The sequence below is a fragment of the Shewanella sairae genome (assembly GCF_023283535.1).
GTDB lineage: Bacteria > Pseudomonadota > Gammaproteobacteria > Enterobacterales > Shewanellaceae > Shewanella > Shewanella sairae.
On sequence record NZ_JAKILT010000011.1, the window covers coordinates 21,387 to 47,408 of the forward strand.

At 43.0% G+C, this 26,022-nt stretch carries 19 protein-coding genes, 1 pseudogene and 1 riboswitch; of the genes and pseudogenes, 15 read left to right on the top strand and 5 right to left on the bottom strand.

Annotated features, from left to right (window positions below):
- Positions 1 to 305: 305 nt before the first annotated feature.
- Complete coding sequence (locus L2748_RS06420; RefSeq protein WP_246616108.1) at positions 306 to 1,355, bottom strand: flavin-containing monooxygenase; 1,050 nt, start codon at positions 1,353 to 1,355, stop codon at positions 306 to 308.
- A gap of 290 nt (positions 1,356 to 1,645) precedes the next feature.
- Here L2748_RS06420 and L2748_RS06425 point away from each other — a divergent pair, with 290 nt between their 5' ends.
- The 6 genes from L2748_RS06425 to L2748_RS06450 all read left to right on the top strand — a co-directional run bounded on the left by L2748_RS06425 (position 1,646) and on the right by L2748_RS06450 (position 6,851).
- Positions 1,646 to 1,900: an HP1242/YdcH family protein gene (locus tag L2748_RS06425; RefSeq protein ID WP_220758746.1), complete on the top strand. Its 255-nt coding sequence runs from the start codon at positions 1,646 to 1,648 to the stop codon at positions 1,898 to 1,900.
- Positions 1,901 to 2,170: 270 nt separating this feature from the next.
- A riboswitch (purine riboswitch) is annotated at positions 2,171 to 2,270 on the top strand.
- A gap of 95 nt (positions 2,271 to 2,365) precedes the next feature.
- Positions 2,366 to 3,361 carry an adenosine deaminase gene (gene add / locus L2748_RS06430; protein ID WP_220780245.1) on the top strand — a complete coding sequence of 332 codons (996 nt, stop codon included), beginning with the start codon at positions 2,366 to 2,368 and terminating at the stop codon, positions 3,359 to 3,361.
- A 250-nt stretch (positions 3,362 to 3,611) separates the two neighbouring features.
- Positions 3,612 to 4,307 (top strand): class I SAM-dependent DNA methyltransferase, encoded by a 696-nt coding sequence (locus tag L2748_RS06435; protein ID WP_220780281.1) that lies wholly within the window; start codon positions 3,612 to 3,614, stop codon positions 4,305 to 4,307.
- Between the two features lie 400 nt (positions 4,308 to 4,707).
- Entirely contained in the window at positions 4,708 to 5,445 is a 738-nt protein-coding gene (locus tag L2748_RS06440; protein ID WP_220780246.1) for a basic amino acid ABC transporter substrate-binding protein, read from the top strand.
- 7 nt (positions 5,446 to 5,452) lie between these two features.
- A complete protein-coding gene (locus tag L2748_RS06445; RefSeq protein ID WP_220780247.1) occupies positions 5,453 to 6,133 on the top strand; it encodes an amino acid ABC transporter permease in 681 nt (226 codons plus the stop codon).
- On the top strand, positions 6,126 to 6,851 hold the full coding sequence (locus tag L2748_RS06450) for an amino acid ABC transporter ATP-binding protein (protein WP_220780248.1): 726 nt from the start codon (positions 6,126 to 6,128) through the stop codon (positions 6,849 to 6,851). The genes L2748_RS06445 and L2748_RS06450 overlap by 8 nt, the downstream gene beginning before the upstream one ends.
- Before the next feature lie 205 nt (positions 6,852 to 7,056).
- Here L2748_RS06450 and L2748_RS06455 read toward each other — a convergent pair whose 3' ends face one another.
- Both L2748_RS06455 and L2748_RS06460 read right to left on the bottom strand, forming a co-directional pair.
- Positions 7,057 to 8,079: an SEL1-like repeat protein gene (locus L2748_RS06455; protein WP_220780249.1), complete on the bottom strand. Its 1,023-nt coding sequence runs from the start codon at positions 8,077 to 8,079 to the stop codon at positions 7,057 to 7,059.
- 135 nt (positions 8,080 to 8,214) lie between these two features.
- Positions 8,215 to 8,604 (bottom strand): annotated as a pseudogene (locus tag L2748_RS06460) (DUF2938 domain-containing protein); the annotation flags it as partial.
- Between the two features lie 183 nt (positions 8,605 to 8,787).
- Between L2748_RS06460 and L2748_RS06465 the strand changes: the two are divergent.
- From L2748_RS06465 to L2748_RS06500, 8 genes are all read left to right on the top strand, one after another.
- Positions 8,788 to 9,129 carry a TM2 domain-containing protein gene (locus L2748_RS06465; RefSeq protein ID WP_220780251.1) on the top strand — a complete coding sequence of 114 codons (342 nt, stop codon included), beginning with the start codon at positions 8,788 to 8,790 and terminating at the stop codon, positions 9,127 to 9,129.
- 123 nt (positions 9,130 to 9,252) lie between these two features.
- Positions 9,253 to 9,381, top strand: a complete 129-nt coding sequence (locus L2748_RS06470; protein ID WP_220780252.1) for an RNA-directed RNA polymerase catalytic subunit — start codon at positions 9,253 to 9,255, stop codon at positions 9,379 to 9,381.
- A gap of 220 nt (positions 9,382 to 9,601) precedes the next feature.
- Positions 9,602 to 12,205: an acylase gene (locus L2748_RS06475; RefSeq protein WP_220780253.1), complete on the top strand. Its 2,604-nt coding sequence runs from the start codon at positions 9,602 to 9,604 to the stop codon at positions 12,203 to 12,205.
- Positions 12,206 to 12,481: 276 nt separating this feature from the next.
- A complete protein-coding gene (locus tag L2748_RS06480) occupies positions 12,482 to 13,036 on the top strand; it encodes a hypothetical protein (protein WP_246616110.1) in 555 nt (184 codons plus the stop codon).
- A 337-nt stretch (positions 13,037 to 13,373) separates the two neighbouring features.
- Positions 13,374 to 13,931: an NAD(P)H-dependent oxidoreductase gene (locus L2748_RS06485; protein WP_220780254.1), complete on the top strand. Its 558-nt coding sequence runs from the start codon at positions 13,374 to 13,376 to the stop codon at positions 13,929 to 13,931.
- Between the two features lie 49 nt (positions 13,932 to 13,980).
- A complete protein-coding gene (locus tag L2748_RS06490) occupies positions 13,981 to 15,228 on the top strand; it encodes a NupC/NupG family nucleoside CNT transporter (RefSeq protein WP_220780255.1) in 1,248 nt (415 codons plus the stop codon).
- 320 nt (positions 15,229 to 15,548) lie between these two features.
- Complete coding sequence (locus L2748_RS06495; RefSeq protein WP_220780256.1) at positions 15,549 to 16,214, top strand: DUF2076 domain-containing protein; 666 nt, start codon at positions 15,549 to 15,551, stop codon at positions 16,212 to 16,214.
- 282 nt (positions 16,215 to 16,496) lie between these two features.
- Positions 16,497 to 18,539: a S9 family peptidase gene (locus L2748_RS06500; RefSeq protein WP_220780257.1), complete on the top strand. Its 2,043-nt coding sequence runs from the start codon at positions 16,497 to 16,499 to the stop codon at positions 18,537 to 18,539.
- A gap of 73 nt (positions 18,540 to 18,612) precedes the next feature.
- On the opposite strand, the gene L2748_RS06505 is transcribed toward L2748_RS06500, so the two are convergent.
- The gene (locus L2748_RS06505; RefSeq protein ID WP_220780258.1) at positions 18,613 to 20,442 is read right to left on the bottom strand and encodes a carboxypeptidase-like regulatory domain-containing protein; all 1,830 of its coding nucleotides are present in this window, start codon (positions 20,440 to 20,442) and stop codon (positions 18,613 to 18,615) included.
- A 413-nt stretch (positions 20,443 to 20,855) separates the two neighbouring features.
- Between L2748_RS06505 and L2748_RS06510 the strand changes: the two genes are divergently transcribed.
- On the top strand, positions 20,856 to 24,437 hold the full coding sequence (locus tag L2748_RS06510) for a hypothetical protein (protein WP_220780259.1): 3,582 nt from the start codon (positions 20,856 to 20,858) through the stop codon (positions 24,435 to 24,437).
- A 101-nt stretch (positions 24,438 to 24,538) separates the two neighbouring features.
- On the opposite strand, the gene L2748_RS06515 is transcribed toward L2748_RS06510, so the two are convergent.
- Positions 24,539 to 25,747 (bottom strand): toxin-antitoxin system YwqK family antitoxin, encoded by a 1,209-nt coding sequence (locus L2748_RS06515; protein ID WP_220780260.1) that lies wholly within the window; start codon positions 25,745 to 25,747, stop codon positions 24,539 to 24,541.
- Positions 25,748 to 26,022 lie beyond the last annotated feature (275 nt).

The window sequence follows — 26,022 nt, forward strand, 5'->3', positions numbered from 1 at the left end:
TCGATTTCTAAATGTTTATTTAGACGCTCAATCAAAATGCGATATAAACATATACCTTGTGAGCTCGACTCTTGAACAACGGGCTTGAGTGCGAGCAATTATATGCAGATATAAAATCTTGATAAGTCCACTTAGAGGTAAAAGATTATTACCAAATGAGCGGCAATCTTTGTATTTCCGAGGAATTCAAAGCAAAATAACCCAATATTACCCTTGTGTAATAATATAAAAAGCATAAGCCTAAATACGCTTAATCCATTAACTGTTTATGCTGTTAATGGTTCGATAAGGTCAGTTGATAGCAATCACGCAGCTTGCTTTGCTAAAATATGCGTCATTAAGTAATTCGCATCTTTCCAAACCCCGCCTAACGTTGCCGAGCCACGGGTATATAACCAAGGTAAACCAATAAAAAACAAGCCATCGATATCTTTACTCACACCGCGATAATTACTTGGGTAGTTCATTTCATCGAACGAGATGTCTTCAATCCAAAAAAAGTTAGGCTTAAAACCTGTCGCCCATATAATATTCTTAATGCTGCTTACACTGCCTTTTTGAAACTTGATACTGCAATCATCAGCTGACAGGGTCCTGCCCATATGCAGCACATTGTCTTTTGCCAGCAAAGACTTCACATCAGTGCCTATTACCGGTTGTACGCCTTTACTTAACCACTGACCGATTTTGCTATAACGGTTAACCGACAAAAAGCCTATCTTAGTAAACCACCACCAAAGGGTTTTACCTAAAAAGGTCTGCGGAATAGCAGGGATTTTATCCGTACCGGAAAAGTGTACTTTGCGTCCGGTATCGGCGATTTCCGATAAAATTTGCACGCCGGAATCGCCCGCGCCAACAACTAAGCAATCGCCCTCTTGCAGTTGAGCCGGACTTTTATAGTTCTCACTATGAATTTGCTTCACATCTTTAGCGATGTCCGCATGACAAGGAGGTGTATACGGAGTATGGAACGGGCCGGTGGCGATAATAAGCTGCTTAGCTTGATAATTTGCCGTCGCACTAGTGATCTCAAAGATGCCATTCACTTTCTTTACCGAGATGATTTTTTGATTAAATTCAATCGGTATCGAAAACTTATCGGCATAACTTTTTAAGTAATCCGCCACTTCATATTTATTAGGGTAATAGCCTTTTGGGAACGGAAACGGCATGCCCGGTAAGTGGTTATATTCGGTTGGGGTAAACAGTTTCAATGAGTCCCAACGCTTTAGCCAAGGCGCACCGATATGCTCGTTGGCATCTAAAATAAGGTAGTCTTTTTTATGCTGCGATAAGTTATAGGCCATAGACAAGCCAGACTGACCCGCGCCGATAATGATAAATTCTTTCATAATTTCCAACTGCATATGTTTTATTTTTATTATGCCAAGCATGATAACAGAACATCAGCATAGAACCTGATTTAGCCAAAAAATAGTCAAGGGGGGGACTGTAAAGAACAGCGAAATTGAACAGTGACTCCTACCGTTAACAATCAATACTAGGCTTTTAACATTGTCATCGCTAAAAGCTGCAGAGATCTCATTTTGTGCTAAATTGCAGTGCTATAGTCAAATGAGTAAGTCAAAAAGATTTAAATAGAATATCCCAGTATTTCAATTCAGTAGGTCTAGGAGCAACTATGTTAAATGAAAATCACGCGCTTATTTTCGACTTTCCAGAATTTAAACAAGACATTGTTTATTTGAACTATACCGACCAAGAGTTCGACAAGCTTTCCAAGCAATACCACCTACTCGATTATGATATTCGTCAGTTAGAAATCGCCGGTAGCCCTACCGATGACGAACATATGCACCAACTCAAAGTACAACGCGCTAACTTAAAAGATGTTTTATTCCATAAGCTTCAAGCCCACCATAGCGAATCGAAGTAACAAATTTTTGAAAAATACCGAGCGCATTCAGCTCTGCATATAACAGTCAAAAATAAGCCAAAAGGCAGTAACGCTAACTTTTTGGCTTTAAAATCTTTTTCTAATCATCTCTTATTGCCACTAAACTCAGCCTAGTGACCTTTAGGGTTAAACAACTGCGTACGAAATAGCTAGAAAATACGTGCTTAAGGCAGATTTTGTGTTAGGCAGCCAATGAATCCTCTGGTCTTATTTGTTGTTAGGCTCTTTCGCAACTAGCTTAATGAGTGCTAATATTGACCGTTAACACTTCGTATAATCTCAATGATATGGTTTGAGAGTTTCTACCAAGAGCCCTAAACTCTTGATTATGAAGACTTTACTTTATGTAATGCTAACTATGTAATATTGCTTATATTTTGCGCTGCAAGGTATAAATGATTATTTGCCTATAGTTGGTATAACCACTTAATAAAGGAGAGCTTCATGAATTTTCTACAGCTACCTAAAATTGATCTTCATTGCCACCTAGACGGTAGCGTACGTCCGCAAACGGTTATCGACCTTGCTAAAATCCAAGGCACAGCTATTCCTAGCGATAACGTTGACGAGATAAAAGCGCTAATGGTGGCGCCTGAATCTTGCCCAAACCTCGATGAATATCTAACTCGCTTTGCACTGCCGGTATCGGTTATGCAAACAGAAGCGGCATTAGAGCGTATTTCGTTTGAGCTATTTGAAGACGCAGCAAAAGAAAACGTGAAGTACCTAGAAGTCCGTTTTGGCCCACAATTACATCGTAAGCAAGGCCTTAACTTTGAGCAGATCATTGGCAGCGTTGTCAAAGGTATGCGCAGAGCTGAAGCCCAATACAACATTAAGGGTAACTACATCCTATCGATTATTAAGGTGCTACCAAAAGATGACATCAATGATGTGATTGACGCTGGTGCTAAGTTCCTTGATAACGGTGTCGTTGCATTCGACTTAGCAGCAAGTGAAGAGCCAGGCTTTTGCCATGAGTACATTCCTTACGCTAAGTACGCGTTAGAAAAAGGCTACCGCATTACAATTCATGCCGGTGAGCAAGGTGTAGGTCAAAACGTGTATGACGCCATTGCGTTACTAGGCGCTGAACGTATTGGACACGGTATTCATATTAACAGCCACAAACAAGCGTACGATTTAGTGCGTGCTGAAGCCGTTGCGTTAGAAACCTGCCCAAGCAGTAATGTGCAAACTAAGGCGGTTGAGAATCTAGAAAGCCACCCGTTTGGTGATTTCTACCGTGATGGCTTACTGGTTACTATTAACACAGATAACCGTACAGTGTCTGACACCACCATGACTAAAGAACTTCAGCTTGCAGTAGAGAAATTTAACTTAACCGAACAAGATTACATGGCTATCTACAAAATCAGCGCGAACAACTCATTCGCATCTGATGCTGTAAAACAACATCTATTACAGTTTGTTGCGTAAGCTTCATTAGCAAATTGCTAGCCCTTTAGCGAGTACAACTATGTGCTCGCTAAACCCTCCCTCCCTAGGACTCATCAACAACCCATTTCAGTGACAAATATAGCGAGATTTAGATCGCAAATCGCTTAATTACTCATCGCTAAAACGCCTTATTGCTATAAAATGCCGCACCCCAATTTACTGGTCACCTTCCTTGCAAACTGCAACAACCAACGCGTTATATACTGACTTATCGAGTTACTACAATTTAATGTGTGCTGATATCGACTATCTTGCACAAAGCGAGTGTATTCGCAGACATCATCAGCTCTTTGGTAATGGTGGCAAACGTCATTTAGATCTTGCTTGCGGCACAGGTCCACATGTAAGGCATTTCATCGATAATGGTTATCAAAGCCAAGGGTTAGATATTAACCAACCTATGCTTGATATTGCCAAGTTACATTGCCCAGAAGCTGAGTTTAGCCTGCAAGATATGTGTGATTTTAAGGTCGATGAAAAACTGGATTTGATTACCTGTTTTCTATACTCCATTCACTATAGCGATGGAATTGAAAAGCTAAAACAGTGTATTGCTAGCGCACATCAAGCACTCAACATGGGTGGTGTTTTTTGCTTTAACGTTGTCGAAAAAAGCATGATTGTGAACAACTCGTTTGCCCAATATCAACTAGAACATGAAAATAGCCAGTTTACCTTTAGCTCAGGTTGGGACTATTGCGGCGAAGGCGAAAGGCAATCACTCAAAGTGAGCATTGAGAAAACCACCGATCTCATTAGTCAGTCATGGCAAGACGAGCACCCTATGGTTGCCGTCAGCTTTGCAGAGCTTAAACAACTTCTTGCCCCCTACTTTGAGGTGCATATGTTTGAGCATGATTATGAAAAAATTCTGGCTTGGGATGGCCATTCAGGTAATGCTATTTTTACCTGTGTAAAAATTTAACCCTCGCTCGGCACACATTGTTAGCCAAGTCGAAGTTAGCCCCTATTATCGTGAGCGGTTTATTAGGGGCTAAACCATAAGTTACTCTACTGACTTATCCCGCCCACTTAATCCCCTTTTTAGTTTTCACTAACTATTGCTAGCGCTTGATAAAAACATGCATCAGCTCAACTCACTAAATATTCATTTCTACTGATATTCTAATCAACAGCTCAAACTGTAAATCAAAGCCATAACCTTTGTTAATACCTAGTTAACAGCAGCATCTAAACGTTCAAACCTTAACCATAAAAACAAATCACACTGAATTTTTAGTCATTACTTATGAATAACTATTGATTTATTTTGGTGTCAGTTTATAGTCGTCACCAGTTAAGTAATTTGATTAAGAGAGTTTGAGATGAAGCGGTCAGTGACAGGTTTAGTAAGTTTAGGGTTAGCAAGCGTTCTATTATTGGCTGGCTGTGGCAAGAGCGATGATGTACTTGTAGTAGGCACTAATGCCACCTTCCCGCCTTTTGAATATGTGGGTGGTGTAAGCGGCGATGAGATTAAAGGTTTTGACATCGACTTAGCTAAGCAAATTGCTAAAGATGCAGGTAAGACCCTCAAAGTTGAAAATATGAACTTTGACTCACTCATCGTTGCATTAAACGCGGGCAAAATTGATTTTATCGCCTCAGGTATGACTATCACACCTGAGCGTCAAGCAAGTGTTGACTTCTCAGCACCATATTACGAAGCAACCCAACTGGTGTTGGTGAATAAAGATAACACCAGTATCAACAGCACTGATGATCTAAAAGATAAGCATATTGCAGTACAACTTGGCTCAACTGGCGACATTATGGCAAAGACCTATAGCCAGAACGTCACTGCTTTCAACACAGGTTTTGAAGCGGTAATGGAACTGAAAAATAATAAAGTCGATTTAGTACTATTTGATAGCGAGCCGGCGATAAGCTTTTTGAATAAAAACCCACAATTGAAAATGGTGAAGTTGGACTTTGATGCCGAGTTTTATGGCTTAGCAGTACCTAAAGGCAAAACAGAGCTATTAAATAGTATCAACACCACCCTTAAATCCATGAAAAGCAATGGCGAGTACGATGCCCTTGTGACCAAATACATGAAGTGAGCAACTGATGATTGATGCAATAAACTCTTCTTTATTTACGCCCATTGGCTCAGACGGTTTAATCGGGATCTATCTCATCTTAAACGGCTTGAAAGTCACGTTAATCGTTACCTTCTTTGCCATGATAATGGGTTCTGTACTCGGCGTTGCCACCACCTTAATGAAGATGTCATCAAAGTGGTATTTTAGCTGGCCAGCCAATTTATATGTAAGCGTGATACGCGGTACACCAGTGGTTGTGCAGTTAGTGATCCTTTACTTCATCGTACTGGCATCACTCGATGTAGATAAAATCACTGCAGCTATTATAGCCTTTGGCCTTAACAGTGGTGCGTATATCTCTGAAATCATCAGAGCCGGGATCCAAGCTGTAGACAAAGGCCAAATGGAGGCGGCGAGATCACTCGGTTTATCGCATTGGTCAACCATGAAAGAAGTGATTTTACCCCAAGCGATTAAGAACATTCTGCCATCGCTAGGTAACGAGTTTATTGTATTGCTCAAAGAGACTGCGGTTATTGGCTTTATCGGCGGTGTCGACTTAATGCGGGCAGGTGAAATTATCCGTAGCCGTACCTTTGAAGACAGCGTACCGCTATTTACCTGTGCCATTATTTACTTGCTACTGACGTATATCTTCACCTTTATGCTATCTAGATTCGAAACGAGGCTAAAACAAAGTGATTAAAATAAATAACTTACATAAAAGCTTTGGCGACAACCAAGTACTCAAAGGCATTAGCGAGCAAATTAATAAAGGCGAAGTAGTCAGCGTTATTGGTCCATCTGGGAGCGGTAAAAGTACCTTTTTACGTTGTATCAACTTACTAGAGCAACCAACTCAAGGTGATATTTTCATTGATGGTCAATCCATTACCGCCGCAGGGGCTTGCGTTGACAAGTTAAGACAAAAAGTCGGTATGGTGTTTCAAAACTTTAATCTGTTCCCTCATAAAACAGTTAAACAAAACATCATGCTAGCTCCAGTGAAGTTAGGTGTGATGAACCAGCAACAAGCGGGCGCAGAAGCCGATAGATTGCTAACCCTAGTGGGCTTAAAAGACAAAGCCGATGCCTATCCATCAAGCTTATCTGGCGGGCAAAAGCAGCGTGTTGCCATTGCAAGAGCGTTAGCCATGAAGCCAGAGCTTATGTTATTTGACGAACCAACATCAGCACTCGACCCTGAGATGGTTGGCGATGTACTCGATGTGATGAAATCACTCGCGGAAGATGGCATGACAATGGTGATTGTTACCCATGAAATGGGTTTTGCACGGGACGTATCCGATAGAGTGATCTTTATGGATGGTGGTTATATCGTCGAGCAAAGCGAACCTGAAGCCTTATTTAGCAAGCCTAAAGAGGCCAGAACTCAAGAGTTTTTAAGTAAAGTACTACGATAAGCTTAACCGCTATGTTGCTGGCATTTGAGCAAGATTGTCACCCCAAATTGCCGCCTCTTTAAGAGGCGGCGTTATCTTTTAAAAGTAAGGTGAAGACTCCAGCCCCAAGCAATACATCTCGTTCGGCTTACATTAATTAGCTTGAATAACTGAGCCTGAGTTACTGAGCTTGAGTTACTAAGCTTGAGGCACCGAACTTTCTAAATCAGTGTACGAACTGCGGTTTGCTAGCGCTCGACATTAATGCTTCTAAGGCTTTTTGATGTCCCTGCGCCGCAGCCTCTAGATACCACTTTTCAGCGTTCTGTAAGTTTTGCGGGTCGCTTTTATCCGATTCATATAAGGTGCCCAAAACATATTGCGACTCTGCATCGCCTTGCTTAGCAGCGGCTGTATACCAGGTTATCGCTTCAGGTATGTTTTGAGCCACACCATCACCCAGTTCAAATATCACCCCAAGGCTATATTGCGCACCAGTGTTCCCTTGCTCTGCCGCTTTTAAATACCATTTAATTGCCTGTACTTTGTCAACCTGAGTGCCTTGACCTTGCTCAAACATTGAACCTAGGTAAAACTGCGCTTTGGCATGGCCGTTATTCGCCGCCTTTTGATACCAAGCAAAAGCCTTAACCGGATCTGCAGCCACGCCTTGGCCAAAGTCATAGGCTGAACCAATATAAAATAAAGAGGCTACATGGCCTTGCTCTGCGGCTTTCATATACCAAGTAAATGCTTGCTGTCTGTCTTCTTCAATTCCAACACCAAAAGTTAGCATTCTAGCCATATCATACTGAGCTTCATCAAGGCCTTTAACTGCCGCTTTTCTGATCCAATAAATGGCTTGTGGATAATTTTGCTTAGTTGAGTGAAATATCATTCCGATGGCATAAAGCGCATCGATATGCCCTTGCTCTGCCGCTTGATAATACCAATGCAATGCCTGTTGCCTATTTTCAGGCACGCCAAGCCCATAATCATAAAAGGTACCGAGTGTATACTGCGCATCAGCATGACCTTGCGTTGCCGCGGTTTGATACCACTCAATCGCTTTCTGTTTATCCTTCACTGTACCGCTCCCAAAATCATAAAAGCGTGCCAGCTCGTATTGCGCATAGACATCACCTTGTTCAGCCGCTTTGCGATAACTCTCAAAAGCAAGGGCTGGGCCTTGCTCTGAACTTGCACACCCAGCCAGTAAGAAAACCATTAATAAAATTAAAAACTTCATAATCACTCTTTGACAACAGCAAACCATTAGTGGCTTTTATCGCTCATTGATGCGAGTGTAAACTATATTTTTTAATTTAACTTCAGTTATTTAGATGGCTAACTTGTAAAGTAAAAGGTTAAGACAGGGACCACCTTAAGTGAGTAACTTTACTGCCAAACCTGAAAGATATAAGCCCAGCCCAAACACAGCGTGAGCAATAACACTGTGTAGTCGAGTAATGGCAGGCTTTGGCGTTTTAGAAGTTGCAATTCCCGCCCCCATGCCTGGCTGCATTACCAAAAAAGGGGCAACTACGGTGGCGACCCCGACGATAAGTGCGGGTCCAAGTGTTGGGTTTTCAATCCACGTCTGCCCCCATAAACCAATTAATAATGCCGCAAGCGCAATACCTATCAGATAATGAAATAACCAGCCAATAACATGCTCCCCGCGAATTGGGGCTGATTCTGCAATAGCCTTATGATAAAACTGCCCATAAGCCATGTAAGCTATCCAACGCCCCACCATTGCAAAGTTTGGCGTTGCAAAACCTAACTATTCAATCATGGTTCTTGCTTACTCATGGATACTAACCTTGCTCAACTAACCGTGATCCCTGTGCGGTTTCAAATTGCTTTATTTTCATTTTGTGAGCTGCGCACCTATTTTTCAGCGCACACTTGTACACATAATGGCTCTATCGCAAATTGACAATTGGAGTCCGTAATGCAAACCCTAGATTGCCCACAGTGCAACCATAAGATCGACCTTAATGTAGTTACTTGTCCTCAATGTCATGCTGCACAAGGTTTTGATTCTCTATCCGGCGTAGATCCTGATATTCGCATTAAAAACCAGAGACTGGCTATCTGGTTCAGCTTGCTACTTGGCGGTTTAGGCCTGCACAAGTTCTACCTAGGACAACACCTAAAAGGCAGTTTATATCTGGCATTCAGCTGGACACTTGTGCCTATGGTAGTAGGCTGGGTAGATGCCTTCCGCACCCTAAGAATGACGCCATTTCATTTTGAACAGCGCTACTGTAAGCGTGTGTCACAAGGGTTTTAGGTCGCAACACTACCAAGCGCTTAAACCAGCGGCATAATGTTAAAGCACAATGCACAAATACATAAAAAGACAGCTTACGCTGTCTTTTTTAGTTTAGTCAGTCCCAGTAAAGGTTTTAGCTTTATGCCTGCATTAACAGCGCTTGCAGAAACAGTTGAACACATTCGCCCTTCAATCTCACCGAAAATCCCGCTAACTCTAGCCATTTATACCACTGATTTGCTCTTTGGCAGTCGAGTCATTGCTTACTAAGCATTAAGTATTAGCAAATATTGCATGTATGTAGACAAACGTTTAAATGACTGATTAACTAACAGCCATGCCCTTGCTGTATTTGATAAAAACATTTTGGGTACTTATTGGTGCAATAGCTCAATAAGTATATGTTTTACTATCAAAATTAGGACATCCGACATAATAAAAGTATCCATCAACATTGATTGGTGGAACAACAAATAAAAAGGATCTTTTAATGCGCCTAAATAAGTTAGTGCTCGCTTTAGGGATAGCTTCAACAGTTACCTTAGTAGGTTGTGGCTATGATGAAACCGACAATAGTGACTCACTATTTGTGCCAGAGCCCACACCTGAAGTTATTCCCCCACTACAAGTATTTGCTCCAGATGGAAAGCTCAATGCACAAATTCGCCGAACCAGCTATGGTGTGCCGCACATTAAGGCTGATAACCTTGAAAGCTTAGGTTTTGGTAGTGGTTACGCTCAAGCTCAAGACAATCTATGTATCCTCGCCGATGGCTTTATTAAAGCCAACTCTGAACGCTCAATGTACTTTGGTCCTCACGCCTCGCTAGATTTCACCACAGGCTTGCCGACCGCTGAAGATAACGGTAACTTAATCTCAGATTTTTCCTATAAAGCCCTTAAAATTCGTGAAAAAGCGGAAGCACAATACCCAAGCTTTAGTTATAACTCCCGTGCATTAATGGAAGGCTTTAGTGCCGGTTATAACCAATATTTGGCCGATGTTGAAGCCGGCACACAAAACGGCGATCCATTTTGTGCAGGCCAACCTTGGGTAAAGCCTGTTGATGGTGTCGATGTTGCCAACTATCTATTTTCCATCGCCCTGCTGCCTGGCGCAGCTAATTTCCTTGACCTGATTTTTTACGCCAACCCTGGAGATGGCCAAGAGTATTTGCCACGCATTATTGGTCCAGCTCCGACTCAAGCTGCAACCGAGGCACAAACCGCCTTTATCCAAGATGTGAATAGCAAGTTTGTCGCTTTCCAAAATGCCATTACTACCCCAGAAACCAATCCACGCAATCTCGGCTCAAACGGCTGGGGCCTGGGTAAAGACAAAACCGAAAACGGCAAAGGTATGGTGCTGGGTAATCCGCATTTCCCACACACAGGTAACCTGCGCTTTTGGCAGTCTCACTTAACTATTCCAGGTCATATTGATGTGATGGGCGGCTCATTGGTAGGTATGCCGGGCGCGATTAATATTGGTTTCAACAAAGATGTGGCTTGGACCCATACCTTCTCAACCGCGGAGCACTTTGTGCTTTATAACCTAGAGCTGGTCAGTGGCGACCGCATGCAATACTTGTTTGATGGCGAAGCCATGCCAATCACTAAAGAAACGGTACAGATCTTAGTGAATGGTGGCCCTGCTGGCATGCTGGTAGCAGAAAAAGATATCTACACCACTGCAAAAGGTCCAATCGCTGAAGCACCTGCGAGTCAGGCACCATTTGGTTGGGATGATGGTCAAGCCTATATGCTGCAAGATGCCAATATGGCTAACAAAGATCCTATCGATCACTGGCTCGCCATGAACCGTGCAACCAATAAAGACGAATTCCAGCAAGCCTTTAAAGACTTTGACGGGGTGATTTTCAATAACACCATGTATGCCGATAAAGAAGGTAACGCCTTCTATATTGATGACTCGACGGTACCGGGGTTATCAGGTATTGCCATTAGCTTACTGAAAACCAACCCGGATATTATTGCTGCCCGCCAGCAAGCTGGCTTTACCATTTTGCCAGGTAACACCTCTATGTTTGCTTACGACGCGCCGCTCGCTTACGAGTATGCGCCTAAGCTTGAACGTACTGACTTTGTGCAAAACTCTAATAACTCATTCTGGTCAACTAACCTTGACGCACCACTTGAAGGCTACTCTGCCATGTATGGCCCAGAGCGTGGACAACAATCTCTACGTACTCGTATGGCATTAAAGTTAATCGCTGAGGCTGGCGGTGAAGATGGCAAGTTTAATCTTGATGAGTTAGAAGCTGCAGCGCTTGGCAATGATATTTATCTTGATAGTCTAATCTTTGATGATTTGATCGCCCAGTGTGAAGCTCAAGGTGATACCCCTGTAATGGTAAGCGCTAACCAATCTAAAGATATCAGCGCTGCCTGCGCCGCACTAAAACAGTGGAATGGTAAGCAAGATAACGACAGCATTGGCGGAGCATTAATCCGTGAGTTTGCACATCAATTTGATCAAAATAGCATGCTAACTGTGCCATTTGATTTTGAGCAAGCTGCAACAACTCCAAATACCTTAGCCACTGACGGCAGTGCACTCGTTGCCTTAGCCAAAGCGGCATTAAACGTTGAAGCAGCTGGTTTTGCCGTTGATGCAGCCATGGGTACAGTGCAGTTTGTTGAAAAATCACTGCCAGACGGCATGCCATCAGGTAACAAGCAACCATGGCCGGGTACCCATAACGCTGAAGGGGGTTTTAACGTGTTCTCAACCAGCTTAAGTGGTGACGATACGTTAGTGCCGCAGCATAGCTACCCCGCGGTTATGGACGCTGTAACCGGTAAGCCATTAGCATCGGGTTTATCAGATCAGGGTTACGCTATCCGCTATGGTTCAAGTTGGATGATGGCAGTGAGCTTTACTGACAACGGCCCTGTTGCTAAAGGCATTTTAACCTACTCACAATCAACCAATAGATTGAGCCCGTATTTTAACGACCAAACTGAGCGTTACTCTACAAGCAAGCAATTCCGTCCTTTCTTGTTTAATGAAAGTGATATTGCCGCAGCGGTAGAGTCGACCACTGAGCTAAGTGCACAAAAAGTGCAGTAGTTAAGTATAAGTTAGTTTGTTTAAGGTTAATCAAGCGCCATAGCAGCGCTGTAAATTAATTAGCATGACTCAAAAGCAGCCTTTTAGGCTGCTTTTTTATTGTCTCGCAACGATCAATTAAAAATAACATTCGCAAATACTTAAGGTTTAATTGCTTAATTTTCAAAACCTTAATTACTTAGCCAAACTTGCTCCAGTTCACATTCCAGTGCATGATTTAATCAAAATGCGATGTGCATCATTTGATTAATCAAACGAAATAGCAAGGGAGGCTACATGCGTATTCTACTTTGGTTCGCGGCCATGTGTGTTGCGGTAAGTTTGCTGCTGTTATCACTAAAAACCCAAGCGACGGCAAAGAGCCTAACGCAAACAACTGTAATGACACCGGCAACAAATTCAGCTAACGCAACTGATTCAAATAAGCCAGATAATAAAACCCCAATGACCACAATTACGCTCAATAAGTACTTAGGCGGCACAGAAGGCAAACTTAATAATAAGTCAGCGCTCAATTTTAAATTTACTAACGCCAATGGCAGTAACAAGAACACTTGCAGCATTATCACCACCGACAATTATCTAAGGCACTCTAAAAATCGGCTAGAGAACATTAATCTTAGCGAGAAAAACTTCTACTTTGACTGTACCTGGGATGGCCGCTATTACTTTTTATCTAATCGAGTCAGAACCTATGCTGAAGTGATCATTAAGCAACCCGATAGTCAGTTTCCGATGTCGATGCATATTGAAGCTAAGTTGGTGAGTTTAACTGGTGAGCAAGTCGAAATTATTAGTGGCGATATTTCACTAAGACGCAATCCAAGATAGAAGTTAGCCAAAAGCTCCCTACTAAATAAGCAGTAAAACAGCCTTAGATAAATGAGCTGATAATCGTTTTAGTGCTAGCAATATTATGCTGCTGGCTAAATACACCGCAAACAGCCTAACAATCAGGCAAGAGCCACAAGGTAAGTGTGACTCGCCCGCCAATATCCTATCAAGTTAATCCACATTAATAGGCGTCTGTGCAATATTAGCGCGCCGTAGATCTAGACCTGATAAAAGGTCAACTTTATAAAACTAATATTAACCTCAAAAACAACGGTTTTGAGGTCGACTGCGCGCACTTATTTATGACTTTTAGACGACTTTAAGTGTAAACAAAATGAATGACACCAACAGCAATGTGCTACTGATCTCGGGCCACCCAGATCTTCAGCGCTCAATTGCTAATAGCGAAATACTTAACCTGCTAGCGACAACTAGCCAGATTAAGATCCATAAACTCGATGAGGCCTGCCAAGGCTTTCAAATTGATGTCCCCGCTGAACAAGCCTTACTGACTCAAGCCGATACGATTATTTTCCAGTTTCCACTGTACTGGTCAACCTATCCGGCATTGATGAAGCTGTGGTTTGATGAAGTATTTACCTACAACTTTGCCTTTGGTCCTAACGGCGACAAGCTAAAAGGCAAAAAAGTGATCTTATCGATTACCTGTGGTGCAACCGAAAACTCCTATCAACCAGGTGAGTTTAACTTCTTGCCTATTGAGCAGTATTTACAAGCCGCTATGCATCCCGTTAAGGCCGCACAAATGGACATTGTCGATACGGTTATCACCTTCGAGATGAATTCAACACCTGATGAAGGCGGCGATCAAAACACCGTTATGCAATTAGCTCAACAACATGTAGAGCGCTTAACCCATTTACTCAACTAACTGAGCAAACCTGCTTAATTTATCAAATAAACAATAGGTTATAACTATTATGTTTCAATCCATATTAGGTATCGTAGCGCTACTTGTAGTGGGCTACCTTTTTTGTAACGCGAAAAAGCAAGTTAACTGGCGTACCGTCGGTGGCGCGCTGATCATCCAATTAACCATTGCAGGCTTTGTATTGGCCACCAGTTTTGGTGAAAGCGTATTATTGTCTTTATCTAACGGCGTTGCTAACGTTTTAGGCTTTGCGTCTAAAGGTATTAGCTTTGTATTCGGTAACCTAGTGACTTTCCAAGTTGAAAACCTAGGTTTTATCTTTGCTTTCCAAGTACTACCAGCAATTATCTTTACTGCGTCACTTGTAAGCTTACTGCACTACATGGGCATTATGGGCTTTGTGGTAAAAGTGCTAGGCGGTGGTCTACAAAAGCTGATTGGTTCATCTAAAGCGGAATCAATGAACGCCATTGCTAACACAGTATGCGGTCAAACTGAAGCGCCACTCTTTGTTAAGCCTTGGCACCAACACCTAACTAAATCTGAAATTTTTGCCATCATGGTGGGCGGCTTAGCCTCTATCGCGGGCTCTGTATTAGCAGGTCTTGCTGGTATGGGCGTTGAAGTTCGCTACTTGGTTATGGCGTGTTTTATGAGTGCGCCAGCCGGTCTACTATTTGCTAAGTTAATGATCCCAGAAACTGAGCAACCTGTTAACGATGCGCCTGCACTACCAGATGATGAAAAGCCATCAAACTTTATTGATGCTATTGCTAAAGGTGCTATTGCCGGTATGCAAATTGCGGCAGTAGTGGGTGCAATTCTTATCGCCTGTATCGGTTTAATGGCAATGCTAAACAGCTTAATTGGTTGGGCTGGTGGCTTATTTGGTTATGCCGACATTACCCTTGAACTATTGATGGGTTATGCATTCTCACCTATCGCTTGGTTAATTGGTGTACCTTGGGCAGAAGCTAACATCGCTGGTAACTTTATTGCGCAAAAGCTAGTACTTAACGAGTTTGTTGCTTACGCAGGCTTTGCACCATACATTTCTGGTGACATGGTTGTTGCAGCGACTGGCGAAGTGATGTCACCAAAATCAGTGGCTATCATCACTGTTGCGCTATGTGGCTTTGCTAACATCGGATCAGTATCTATGGTGGTTGCAGCGTTAAGTACCATGATCCCAAATAAGTCTAGCTACATCGCATCTGTTGGTATGAAAGTACTGTTAGCAGCGACTTTAGCTAACTTACTATCAGCTACGGTTGTCGGTCTATTTATGTCTTTCTAAGACCATAACTGACCAACTGAAAGTGCTTACCCTGTGATAGGGTAAGCACTTTTTTACCACTTAGCATATCTTAACTTTTCCTAGCTTCCTCGATTCCTTATTTCCCTTCTCTATACTGATTGAATCCTGAACAATTTTAGATAAAACTCTCTTAATCTTTGTAAGTTTTTAAAGCTGCTTGTTTGTTAATTGTTGTTAACTGATAGTTATTTAAGCTGTTGATTAGCTCATTAATTATTAGTTATACGCACTCTGTGAACCTTAGGCTAGGATGCGCGTCAAATACGTAAAGACGTATCCTTACATTTAGGAATTTGACAATGACTCCGCAAGAACAAGAACTGATTCAAAACGTAGCCGACAAACTAAAAGCTAGCCCTAACAAGCCAAAAGATGCTGAAGCGGAAAGCCTAATCAGCCAAGAGATCGCTTCTCAAGAAGATATCGTTTACAAGTTAACTCAAGCGGTACTTGTACAAGAGATGGCACTTAAGGAACTTAAGTCAAAGAGCGACTTTTTACAGACTCAAGTTGATCACTTCAGAAAAGAATCTGAGCGTGGCGCACTAAGCCGTATGATGGGCGGTGCTAACCCTGCACCAGTTCAACCACAACCTGTACGTCAGCCAAGTGCGTTTGGTAGCTTTATGCAAACTGCAGCAGGTGTTGCAGCGGGTATGGTTGCCGGTAACCTTATCAGCAACGCACTATTTGGTGACGAAGCACCTGCAACAGCGGAAGCGACACCTGAAGTTGCTCCAGAAGCGCCTGCAGAGGCAGAAGCGCCAACTGAAACTGCTGCTGCTGCTGATACCGCAGCACCTGAAGACACTGGTTCAAGCTTCTTAGATGACAACTCAGGTTTTGCTTCTGAGTACGCTAGCGAAGACACTTTTGCTAATACTGGCTTTGGCGGTGATGAAAGCTTCGGCGGCTTTGATGACGGCGGTTTCGGTGATTTCGGTGGCGACGACGAAGATTTTTAATCTCGCTTAATCGCAGCTAGCATCATAGCTAAAACCACACAAACTAATGGCGGCTGAACTCAAGGTTCAGCCGCCATTTTTATTTCAACCTCACTCTCTTCTTAATTCTGCATCTATTCCCAGCAATTAATCTTTGTTTAAAGCAGTTATGCAACCATCTGCAACAGCCTTTTGATATTGATATCCTTTTTGTAATATTCGCGGCTATACTAGCTTCGCCAGTTACAAGCTGGCTAAAAAACCAATAAAAACTCAACAAATTGCTCCCAAGGAGAACCACTCGTGAAGAAAGCCGGGATCCTGTTACTGTCTATGCTAATGCCTATGGCAAGTGCATATGCAGAATCAACTAAACCCCTTTCGGTTGATGTGCTGTGGCAACTAAACCGTATAGGCAGTCCAATTATTTCACCGGACGGCGACAAAGTCGTTGCGCCTGTGACCCAATATGATGTGCCAGAAGACAAAGGCTCAACCCAGCTTTGGTTGTTTGATAAAGATGGCGATAGCCAGCAAGCGCTGACAGCTAAAGGCATGCGTGCAAGCGAAGCCACCTTCTCACCTGATGGTAAAACTTTAGCGTTTATCAGCAAGCGTGATGACGATAAAGCCGGTCAGGTATACCTACTGCCAATGACGGGACCAGGGGAAGCGCAAAAGCTTACTGATGTGCCAGGCGGCGTATATGGCATGAAGTGGGTGGGTAAACACATCTACTTTATCAGCCGTATTTTCCCGGGTAAGAACTGGGATGAGATGACTGAGCAACTAAAAGCCGATAAAGACACTAAGGTTTCAGCTCACCAATGGACCGAGCTGCCTTACTCAAGCTTTGACCACTGGATTGATGAAGACCGTCAGGCACATGTATTTCGTATCCCAGCTACTGGCGGTGAAATCGAAGCCATCACTCAACCATTGAGTCAGCAATTACCACGTTCATCACAAAGCGCCTCAAGCTATGATATTGCGCCAAACGAGCAGTGGATTGCCTTTACTGCCAACGGCTGGGAGCAAGCAAAGAAGACCCGCGAAGTTGATCCTAAGATTGATATCTTCTTAGCAAAAATCGGTAGTGGTAAAGCTGAAAACTTAACTCCAGATAACGAAGCGCCAAATAGTAATCCACAGTTTAGCCCTAACGGCAAAACCTTAGCTTTTACTCAACAGTTAATTCATGGTTTTTACGCTGATACCTCACGTCTAGTATTGATGGACATGAAAAAGCGTCAGCCTAAAGTGATTAACGACACTTGGGATCGCTCGGTATCGCGCTTTGGCTGGACTAAAGACAGCAAAGGTTTTTACGCCGCTATTGATGATGCCGCCACTAGCCGTATTTACCACATCAATGCTAAAAACGGCAAAGTAAAAGCGATTACCAAAGACACTAACTTTGGTAAGCCGGTGATGGCAGAAGACGGCACTATCGTTGCCACTAACGACAGCTTCTTATATCCAGCACGTTTGGTGACCATTAACCCACGTAACGGCAAAACCACCCGTCTAGATAGTTTTAACGACGACATTCTTGCTGACGTTGATATGGGCACTTATGAGTCGGTAACCTACAAAGGCTATAACGACCAAGACATTCAGATGTGGGTACACTACCCTCCAGGGTTTGATCGCAGCAAGAAGTACCCATTGATGATGCTTATCCACGGTGGTCCACACAATGCGATCTCTGATGGTTTCCACTACCGCTGGAACGCGCAGACATTTGCTTCTTGGGGTTATGTAACTGCATGGCCTAACTTCCACGGTTCAAGCGGCTTTGGTCAAGAATTTGCTGACAGCATCAACCCTGACTGGAAGAACAAGTCACTTGAAGATGTGCTTAAAGCGGCTGACTGGTTTGAGCAAAAAGATTGGATAGACAGCGAGCGTATGGTTGCTGGTGGTGCAAGTTATGGCGGCTATTTAACCTCGATTATCTTGGGTCAAGAGCATCCGTTTAATGCGCTAATGATCCACGCAGCGGTATACAACATGTACTCGCAAATGGCGGCTGATTTCTCGGTTCACAGCACCCGTTTTGGCAGCTACTGGGAAAAGCCTGAGATCTACAAGTCAATTTCTCCGCACTACTTTGCAGAGAACTTTAATACGCCAACGTTAGTGATCCACGGTCAGCTTGATTACCGCGTGCCAGTTGGTCAAGGTTTTGAGCTATTCCGTACTCTGCAAACCCGCGGCGTTGAATCAAAGATGATCTACTTCCCTGATGAGAACCACTGGATCATGAAGCCAAACAACTCTATCTATTGGTACAACCAAGTAGAAGATTGGATGACACGTTTTGCTGAGCCTGGCGGACGTTAATCCATTTAAAATAAGCTATTAGCAACACAAAAAAGGCTGCCTATTGGCAGCCTTTTCTATTGTCTAAATCGACTTATTTAGTAACACTTACATCATACCATTTGGCATCATCATGGTTATCCCAAGTCACAATACCGTCACTATTACGCACTAGCGCAGTAATATTAAACTGGTCAACGGCATCTTCCGCTTTAAAGGTGTAGTCAACCTCACAAACACCCCAATCGCTAATCACGCTATCTAACGCACTATGGTTACCACCCTTTTCAAAACGGCACTCAACCACATCATTTTGAGGGTCGCTATAAAGCGCCTTAAGTTGATAAGTATGGCCAACTCGAGCCATTACATCCGTTGCCACGACACCATCAATTAATAAGTTATCAACCATTGCAGGCTTACGCTCTGTATCTAGTGGGATTCTAATCACCACCTCTTCACGCTCATCTAAATAATCGATGTAAGTAACATACTGAACTTCATAAACATACTGAGGATAAGCGGCACTAGCATCAAATAAGTAGCTATCGCCAGTAGGGACATCATCAAACAGATCTTTTCTTCCCACCACATAAAACTCTGCTAAGCGTTCATCTGGCCCTGTGACATCAATATCAATATGTACGCTACCATCAATGGCAATCGGTTTTTGCACTTCAACTAGCATATAAGTAGAGTCTGGTGGGTTATCAAACACTTCTTCACCAACGGTAACCGTTTCCACTTCTAGCTCTTCAGCTTCGACGTAATCCGCCATCATAAACTGAGCACCAAACATAACATCAGTCATGCCGTTTAAGCCAAAAAAGCCGTCATCGTTACTTAACTCAGCCATAATAGACACCATGTATTCATCGGCGTCTTTTGCGGTAATCGTATGCTGGTATTGATAAACTCCACTTCCGGTAACAACTTCTTCAGTACCAAGATCAGAATCAACGCTAAACTTACCAACGACAGGACGATTATTAGGATCTTCAACCGTCACTTCTACCCATACACTATCACCTACCGCATATTCAGTTTCAATGTCGCTCGAATACCAAGAGAAGTCCTGCCAGAAACCTTTTTGATGGGATTCATTATTGACATTAACCTGCGTAATGATCGGATCTTGGTGCATTCTGAACGCGCCAATCGAATCATCAAATTCTTCAATTTCAACAATAGTGCGAGTCCAAATATTAGAGCCATCTAGGGCGACATCGTCCGCTTTTAAGGTGTAACTGCCAGTTGGAATGCGCTCAAATGAGAATTTGCCGTTATCATCAGTTACAGTTTCAAACTCACCATACTTGCCTTGCAGTAGAACCTTCACGCCGGCAAGCGATACACCATCGCTATCGGTATAGGAGAAATCTGGCTCGCCATCACCATCGATGTCGATTAACCGATCTGCGACCATGTCGCCATCAACATCGATATTTAAATCACTAATACCATCAAAATCTTTATCGATATTTATGTCTGCTTTGGCGTCACAAGTCATATCAACGTTTAGGTAAATCCCCTCACGAGAGGTCAGTGTGTTTAACTCTGCTAACTTGTCGCCATTAAGGTCGATATTGAAGTAAAGATTACCTTTATCGTCAGTTAGGTTGGTATCTGCAACACCGTCGTTATTGTAATCTTGGTTATATAAGCTCGGATTAACCAAGCTGTTATAAGCATCGCCACATACATGCCAAGTAGCTAACTCAGCTTCACCTTGCTCGCCGTTTTCAGCACTGTAATTGGTACCGCGACGCGAGTTAACTCTCGCAAGCGCCTTATCATCAAACAAATAGGCATCTGCAACCACAGAACCCAACACTTGGCCGCCAGATGGCTCTGACTCACTTCCACCACCGCCACACGCGGTTAATGCACTCACTGCAAACGAAATTAATAACGCTTTTTTCATCATGACTCGTATTCAAATAACAACACTCAATCCCCGCAGCTTGCATCAGTATTGAGGTTTAAAAGTTAGATATAGATTAAGGAATTAGACTGCTGCAGAACCTTAGCAGGGCTTAAATTCGGCGCGAGATTATATAGGTATAAGCTCAATTAGGGGAGACTATTTTAAGTATATAGCTGTAAGTTTTTAACTTAACCTCTTGTAGTTGCAATTGCTTTAATCACCAAACAAGCATAATTAATAACAACCGATACTTTAGGCATTTATGCCTCTGTTATCACAGATTTCCAGTCCATCATAAAATTCATTAGCTAAATAACTGATCTGATTAGAGTGATCAGTTATTCTGCGGTAAAAACCTAGTAGTGAGCCCAACATGCTAGGGATCAATCCAATGTTTATAGGACTGCAGTATGGATACATTTAGCCAACTACAAGTTATCGAGTTTAATCGCCACAGCCCTGCCAGTATCGAGCAAGCTTTGCAAAGCTATCAAGCTCAATTAGAAGCGCATCAAGCCTTTGATAGAGGTGGTCGATTAAACTTGATGTTTATGGATAACAGCAATGGCACGCGTGAGCACCTGCAGTTGGACATGCTACAAGATCAGCAACTAGTAATGGCAGCACTCTCACTCAATCCTGATGGCGGCCACTTAAGTAGCTATGTGGTGAGTGATGAACGTCAACTGCACTTATCTGAAACCCTACTATTTGCCCTCGCCCTTGAGCATGAGCCACTCACCCCACAGCTACGTAAAACTGCACAAGCCATGGTCAACCATGCCCGCTTTGAAAACGACACCAGTAAGATGTGGCTCGATCATACTCGGGTATTTGGTGCAGAACCCCTGTATATGATGGCGGCTAAAGACGCTAACGATGTGGTTTATTTAGCACAGTTTTTTATCCCATACTGGGACGATGAACATGCAGTAGGCTATGGAGACATGCTCCTTAACTTGGTAAAGCAACATGGCTGGTGTGAGGCGATGATTAACGCCTTTATCTGGTGTGACAACCCGCACTTCAGATTTGCCTTTTACGGCAGTGATTGGGAACAACCTGCACCAAGGTACCAACCGCTTGGGGATTATTTAAAAGCGAACCCAGATAAATACCCGCGTTTTATTGAATTGATAAAACAACGCTTTAACTCCTTGCCGGTGTTAGTTTATAGCGCTGATGAACCACTTTATAAGCAAAATCCTGTTCTGGACATTTATATCACCCTGTTAGCTGATTGTTGCGGCCAATATAGTGAGGATAGGGACCAAGAACTAGCAGAGCACTTTATTAATGACTCCCTCGAAAATGAAGCCATAGAGCTGCAAAACCAACTCAAACTAGAGCTAAATAAACCACTGTGTTGTTATGCTGGCAGTATTGCACACCAACAAAAAATCCAAACTCAGCGCAGTGAACGCGAAGAAGCTCGCGACGAGTATCTTGGCGGGCTGCAAATGTTCAATGAATTTATTCATAGCCTTGATAATAGCCATGCCCTGCTTGCTTACATCTCAACAGGTAAAAATTCTGAGGTACTTGATGAGATTCAACCCTTTAACTTTATTAAGCACTGCCAACAGCATGCATTATCACTGTTCGAAACTATCGACGAAACCTGCTGGGAGTTAGGTAACTTTAATTCTGTGCGCAACAGTTTCCACGAGCCTCTGCACTATCTCGCTAAAGACCTACAGCAAGATTTAGACGATGAGATGGGTGCAGAGGCAATGTATGGCTTTATAATTAGAGTTAGTTCAGGTTCTGATAAAGCCTGCGCTGATATTGAAGCCATGCAGGCTAACACCCAGCCTGAAAGCCAAGTGCGTAGCGCACAAACTATGCTGCGTTTTGTTGATATTTTCTATCGTTTATTCGGCCATCAACCTTTTGATGACGAGCTATGCGATATGCTTACAGGAGAGTCGGTATATCAGGCAATTATCAGTGTTGAAGACTATTACGCTCGCTTTATGCCTATCGACGCAACACCAAAACTTGACTCCGGTGTAAGTCGAGCAGAGCAAAAAGCGCTTGAAAGTCTGCTCGGTGAATATACTGACATAGAATACACCCCTGTCACTGCCGAGATGCTTAAGCACACCGATAAGCTATTTGCTAATCGCGCCTGCCTAAACTGCCAAGACTGGTCCGAGGATGAACTCGGCATCGATGCGCTTTGCGCCTACTTGCTGTTGCAAGATACGCTGAACAATATCAATGATGATTACACCCAAGCGTTACATGTAAGGCTAAATGGCGTATTCGAGCGAGCCGTTAACTTGATGCTAGAAAATACCGATATTTTAGGCGACGGCCCCTTTGATGAAAAAGGCTTAAACGACGGTGAACAGGCACAAGTCAAAGCTTACTTTACCGAGGCAACGCCTGAGCTAAATCAACTGCAGATGATTGAGCTATTAAACCAACATCTTTATGGTCAAGATATCTGCCGCCAAGCATTTTTATATTTCCCTAAAATTAGCCCAATGCAAAAAAGCTATAAGTTTTTAGATGACTATAATGATGACTATCAGCGAGTGGTACTCATTTGCTTATGGTTAAAACAACTCGACATTCCAGAAGCCATTAATGCTAAGCGTATTTGGCAGCTACTTATCACTATGGCTCCTATCAGAGTCGTGCACATTATTGCAAAGGCCTATAGCGAACATAGCCGCAAGTTGAGATTTGACTCAGCTGTCGATGAACGTAACTTCTTCGATATGCTCAACAGCCATGGCATAGATAAAGCCTTTACTTTGGCCTATCAAGTTGAGCAATTTAGCTCTAGCTCATCTCGCACTGAAGATTATCTGAACTTAGTCGAGCTAATGGGTGAGTTAGATAATGAGCAGCAAGGCATGATGGCTGCAGCAAGACGCAATGATGCTAAGGCGTTACTGCGCGGATTAGATTTCAGCTACCAACCAACAAAGCTCGAGTTTCATAAACATGTGGCGATGCGCTTCCCAAGTATGCCTTTTGCGCTTGATAACGAACTAAAGCAATGTCTAGCCGACTTTATTAAGCTTAATCAAAACTCCTGGGAAGAGGTGATTGCAAGCAAGTTTAGCGACAATGTGATCTTCTCTGACTTTGTCACTGACGAGGCTGAACTGCCTAAAAAATTGCGCTTTCAGGTCAAATTGCACCCTAACGCCGATCTAAGCCAAAGCCGTAAAAACGATAGAATGGATTGGATATATACTGAGATCTTGCAGCAGGTTGGCGACGAGTTACTAGTACTTGTGGCAGACAAAGACGCTTTTAAAGACGGAAATTTTTACGTTGGCGGCCAAGTTGTGATCCTCAATGACAAATTAGACGCCCAAAACGTGATTGACGCGGTAAAAAACCTAGCTACTCCAGAAGAGCGCCAAAACCAAGTTAACCAAAACCTATGGGCGTATCTGCAAGGCGAACTCGATTATGCTGAGTTTGCGCCGCAGTTTAACCAGTATGTGAGCTATGAAACTACTGTCAGTCTAAAAGAATATCGCAGCCACTCACTGAGCCAATATGTATGGCTACTGGATGATGAACGTTGCGGTCGCTTAGTTAAGTTATTAGCAAATCACAGTTATCGCGCTTATAAAGTGATTACAGACGGGTTAGTAACAGGTTATATGGACATGCTTGCCCTACAAGGTAAGATGGACTTAGCGACTCGCTTAGAATGCGATGAGGATGATTATGAAGAGGCTGCTTATCAAGTACTGCTTGATTGGCTGTTTAGCCATAATGTAAAGCCTGAACTTCTCTTACTATATATGATCAAACACTACCAGCCATGCATGGGACAATACATCATCGCCATGGCACAACGTGATGAAATTAAACCTTTACTGCCATTTTTGCGTATCGAATCTAAAGCAGAGTTAGTGGATATCTTAGCCAAGCAAGCAGGTGGAAATGAGTTTATGACTTTGTTCGCTAAAGAGAAGTCACGCAAGATCCGAGACAAGGTTGAGGCTGCATTGAGCTAATCCACTTAGATAAAATCCTTAAACGAATGAGTTTTACCACTTCAATGATGTAACCAAAAAGCGCTAGTCCATTTTTGCTAGCGCTTTTTATCATTCCAATACTAGTTAATCGGTCTATCATTAATCAATCTAGGCTCAGGGAAAACCGGGATTTCAAGCGCATCCGGCAGGTTTGGTAGCAAAACAAGCACTTCCTCGCGACCAATGGAAGCCTCTACAAATTTCCAGGTTTGACCGATATCTTTAGAGAGCCCAATCAAAGCCGTCTCTGCAACAGCATCGCCTATAGGCGAGCTCATATTGATCTCAATAGGCAAGTAAACGTAATACTCGTCCACCTCCTCCTCTTGCAGAAACATTTTTGTCGGTTCGTTGAATATCGTCGAGACCCGCTTAATACCTTCACTCAACAACTGCTGCGATAAAGCAGCCATTCCTCTTTTAAATGCAGCTTCACCGCCGGCATACTCAATCACGTAGCTAAAGGCAAAGCGCATATAAGTGTCATAGTCCTTATCGATAATAGACTGCTGCATAACCTTAGCTTCAATTAGAGCCTTTTCAGCAATGAGTTCACCATTTTGGGCGAAATATTTTTGCTCTCCAGTAGGTTGCCTAGCAGCCACTGTCGTCTCCCACTTAAGTGCCCCGTTAGGCCAAAACTCCTGATGCATGCCATTACCATTTTCATCAAGCAGTGTCTTTTCTTGCAGCCCGCCATCTTTAAAATAGCGCTCATTCACACCAATCAACTCGCCATCTAAGTAATTGCGCAAAGTGTCCAAGTGACCATCGAAGTCATAGCTCTTAAATGTCCCCTGCTTTACCCCATCTTCAAAATACCCCTCTTCTAGGAGCAGGCCATCTTCAGAAAACATCTTTTGCACACCACTAGGATGGTGAGAATAGAATCGTAAGCTGCCGTCATCAAAAAATATCTGCCAATGGCCCACCTTATCGCCATCAAGCTTATAGCCCCGACTCTGCAGCTGACCATTTTCATAAAAGTTCTCTTCTAACACTGGCTTAGGTTTTACCTTAGGAGGTACCGGAAAGTCTGCAGTTTTGATGGCAACGTTAATATGAATACTCTCGCCTCTTTCACGCTCCGATTCAGGCAAAGTCTCCATAACCACAAGTAGCGCTTCCATCGAACGCTGTAACTGCTCTGTGGCTATGGCGTCAAACTCTGGTGACCCGCTCGACTCGCTCACCTTAGTGTGCATCTTGCTGCCCGTGTCATAATCCACCGCCACAACCACTTTTAATTGGCTGAATTCGGGATTAGCCTGTGTCTCTTTCTCTGCCAACCCCAAGCTTAAATTGAAACAAGAATTGAAGGTGTCACACTCAATAGGAGTGGGAGGTATCACTGCAAGCAGACAACAGCAAAGCTGCCGTAAAACTGGCTATAATCAGTATTTTTTTCATGGGGTTATAGACTCACTAAAGAGGTTGCGGGCGTGCTAGATGAAAACGTCAAATTTGAGTTATATCAGTATCGCTTATGAGGGACAGCTCACTGACGATACTCAATATAATAAGTTACAAGTCAAAAGCAATGAAATCAAGTGACTAAATAAAT

Excerpts from the sequence above, each read along its gene's own strand:
- L2748_RS06480 (WP_246616110.1), top strand. The coding sequence starts at position 12,482 with ATGCGTATTCTACTTTGGTTCGCGGCCATGTGTGTTGCGGTAAGTTTG.
- L2748_RS06420 (WP_246616108.1), bottom strand. The coding sequence starts at position 1,355 with ATGAAAGAATTTATCATTATCGGCGCGGGTCAGTCTGGCTTGTCTATG.
- L2748_RS06475 (WP_220780253.1), top strand. The coding sequence starts at position 9,602 with ATGCGCCTAAATAAGTTAGTGCTCGCTTTAGGGATAGCTTCAACAGTT.
- L2748_RS06465 (WP_220780251.1), top strand. The coding sequence starts at position 8,788 with ATGCAAACCCTAGATTGCCCACAGTGCAACCATAAGATCGACCTTAAT.
- L2748_RS06505 (WP_220780258.1), bottom strand. The coding sequence starts at position 20,442 with ATGAAAAAAGCGTTATTAATTTCGTTTGCAGTGAGTGCATTAACCGCG.
- L2748_RS06445 (WP_220780247.1), top strand. The coding sequence starts at position 5,453 with ATGATTGATGCAATAAACTCTTCTTTATTTACGCCCATTGGCTCAGAC.
- L2748_RS06435 (WP_220780281.1), top strand. The coding sequence starts at position 3,612 with ATGTGTGCTGATATCGACTATCTTGCACAAAGCGAGTGTATTCGCAGA.
- L2748_RS06490 (WP_220780255.1), top strand. The coding sequence starts at position 13,981 with ATGTTTCAATCCATATTAGGTATCGTAGCGCTACTTGTAGTGGGCTAC.
- add (WP_220780245.1), top strand. The coding sequence starts at position 2,366 with ATGAATTTTCTACAGCTACCTAAAATTGATCTTCATTGCCACCTAGAC.
- L2748_RS06470 (WP_220780252.1), top strand. The coding sequence starts at position 9,253 with ATGCCTGCATTAACAGCGCTTGCAGAAACAGTTGAACACATTCGCCCT.
- L2748_RS06440 (WP_220780246.1), top strand. The coding sequence starts at position 4,708 with ATGAAGCGGTCAGTGACAGGTTTAGTAAGTTTAGGGTTAGCAAGCGTT.
- L2748_RS06485 (WP_220780254.1), top strand. The coding sequence starts at position 13,374 with ATGAATGACACCAACAGCAATGTGCTACTGATCTCGGGCCACCCAGAT.
- L2748_RS06495 (WP_220780256.1), top strand. The coding sequence starts at position 15,549 with ATGACTCCGCAAGAACAAGAACTGATTCAAAACGTAGCCGACAAACTA.
- L2748_RS06425 (WP_220758746.1), top strand. The coding sequence starts at position 1,646 with ATGTTAAATGAAAATCACGCGCTTATTTTCGACTTTCCAGAATTTAAA.
- L2748_RS06510 (WP_220780259.1), top strand. The coding sequence starts at position 20,856 with ATGGATACATTTAGCCAACTACAAGTTATCGAGTTTAATCGCCACAGC.
- L2748_RS06455 (WP_220780249.1), bottom strand. The coding sequence starts at position 8,079 with ATGAAGTTTTTAATTTTATTAATGGTTTTCTTACTGGCTGGGTGTGCA.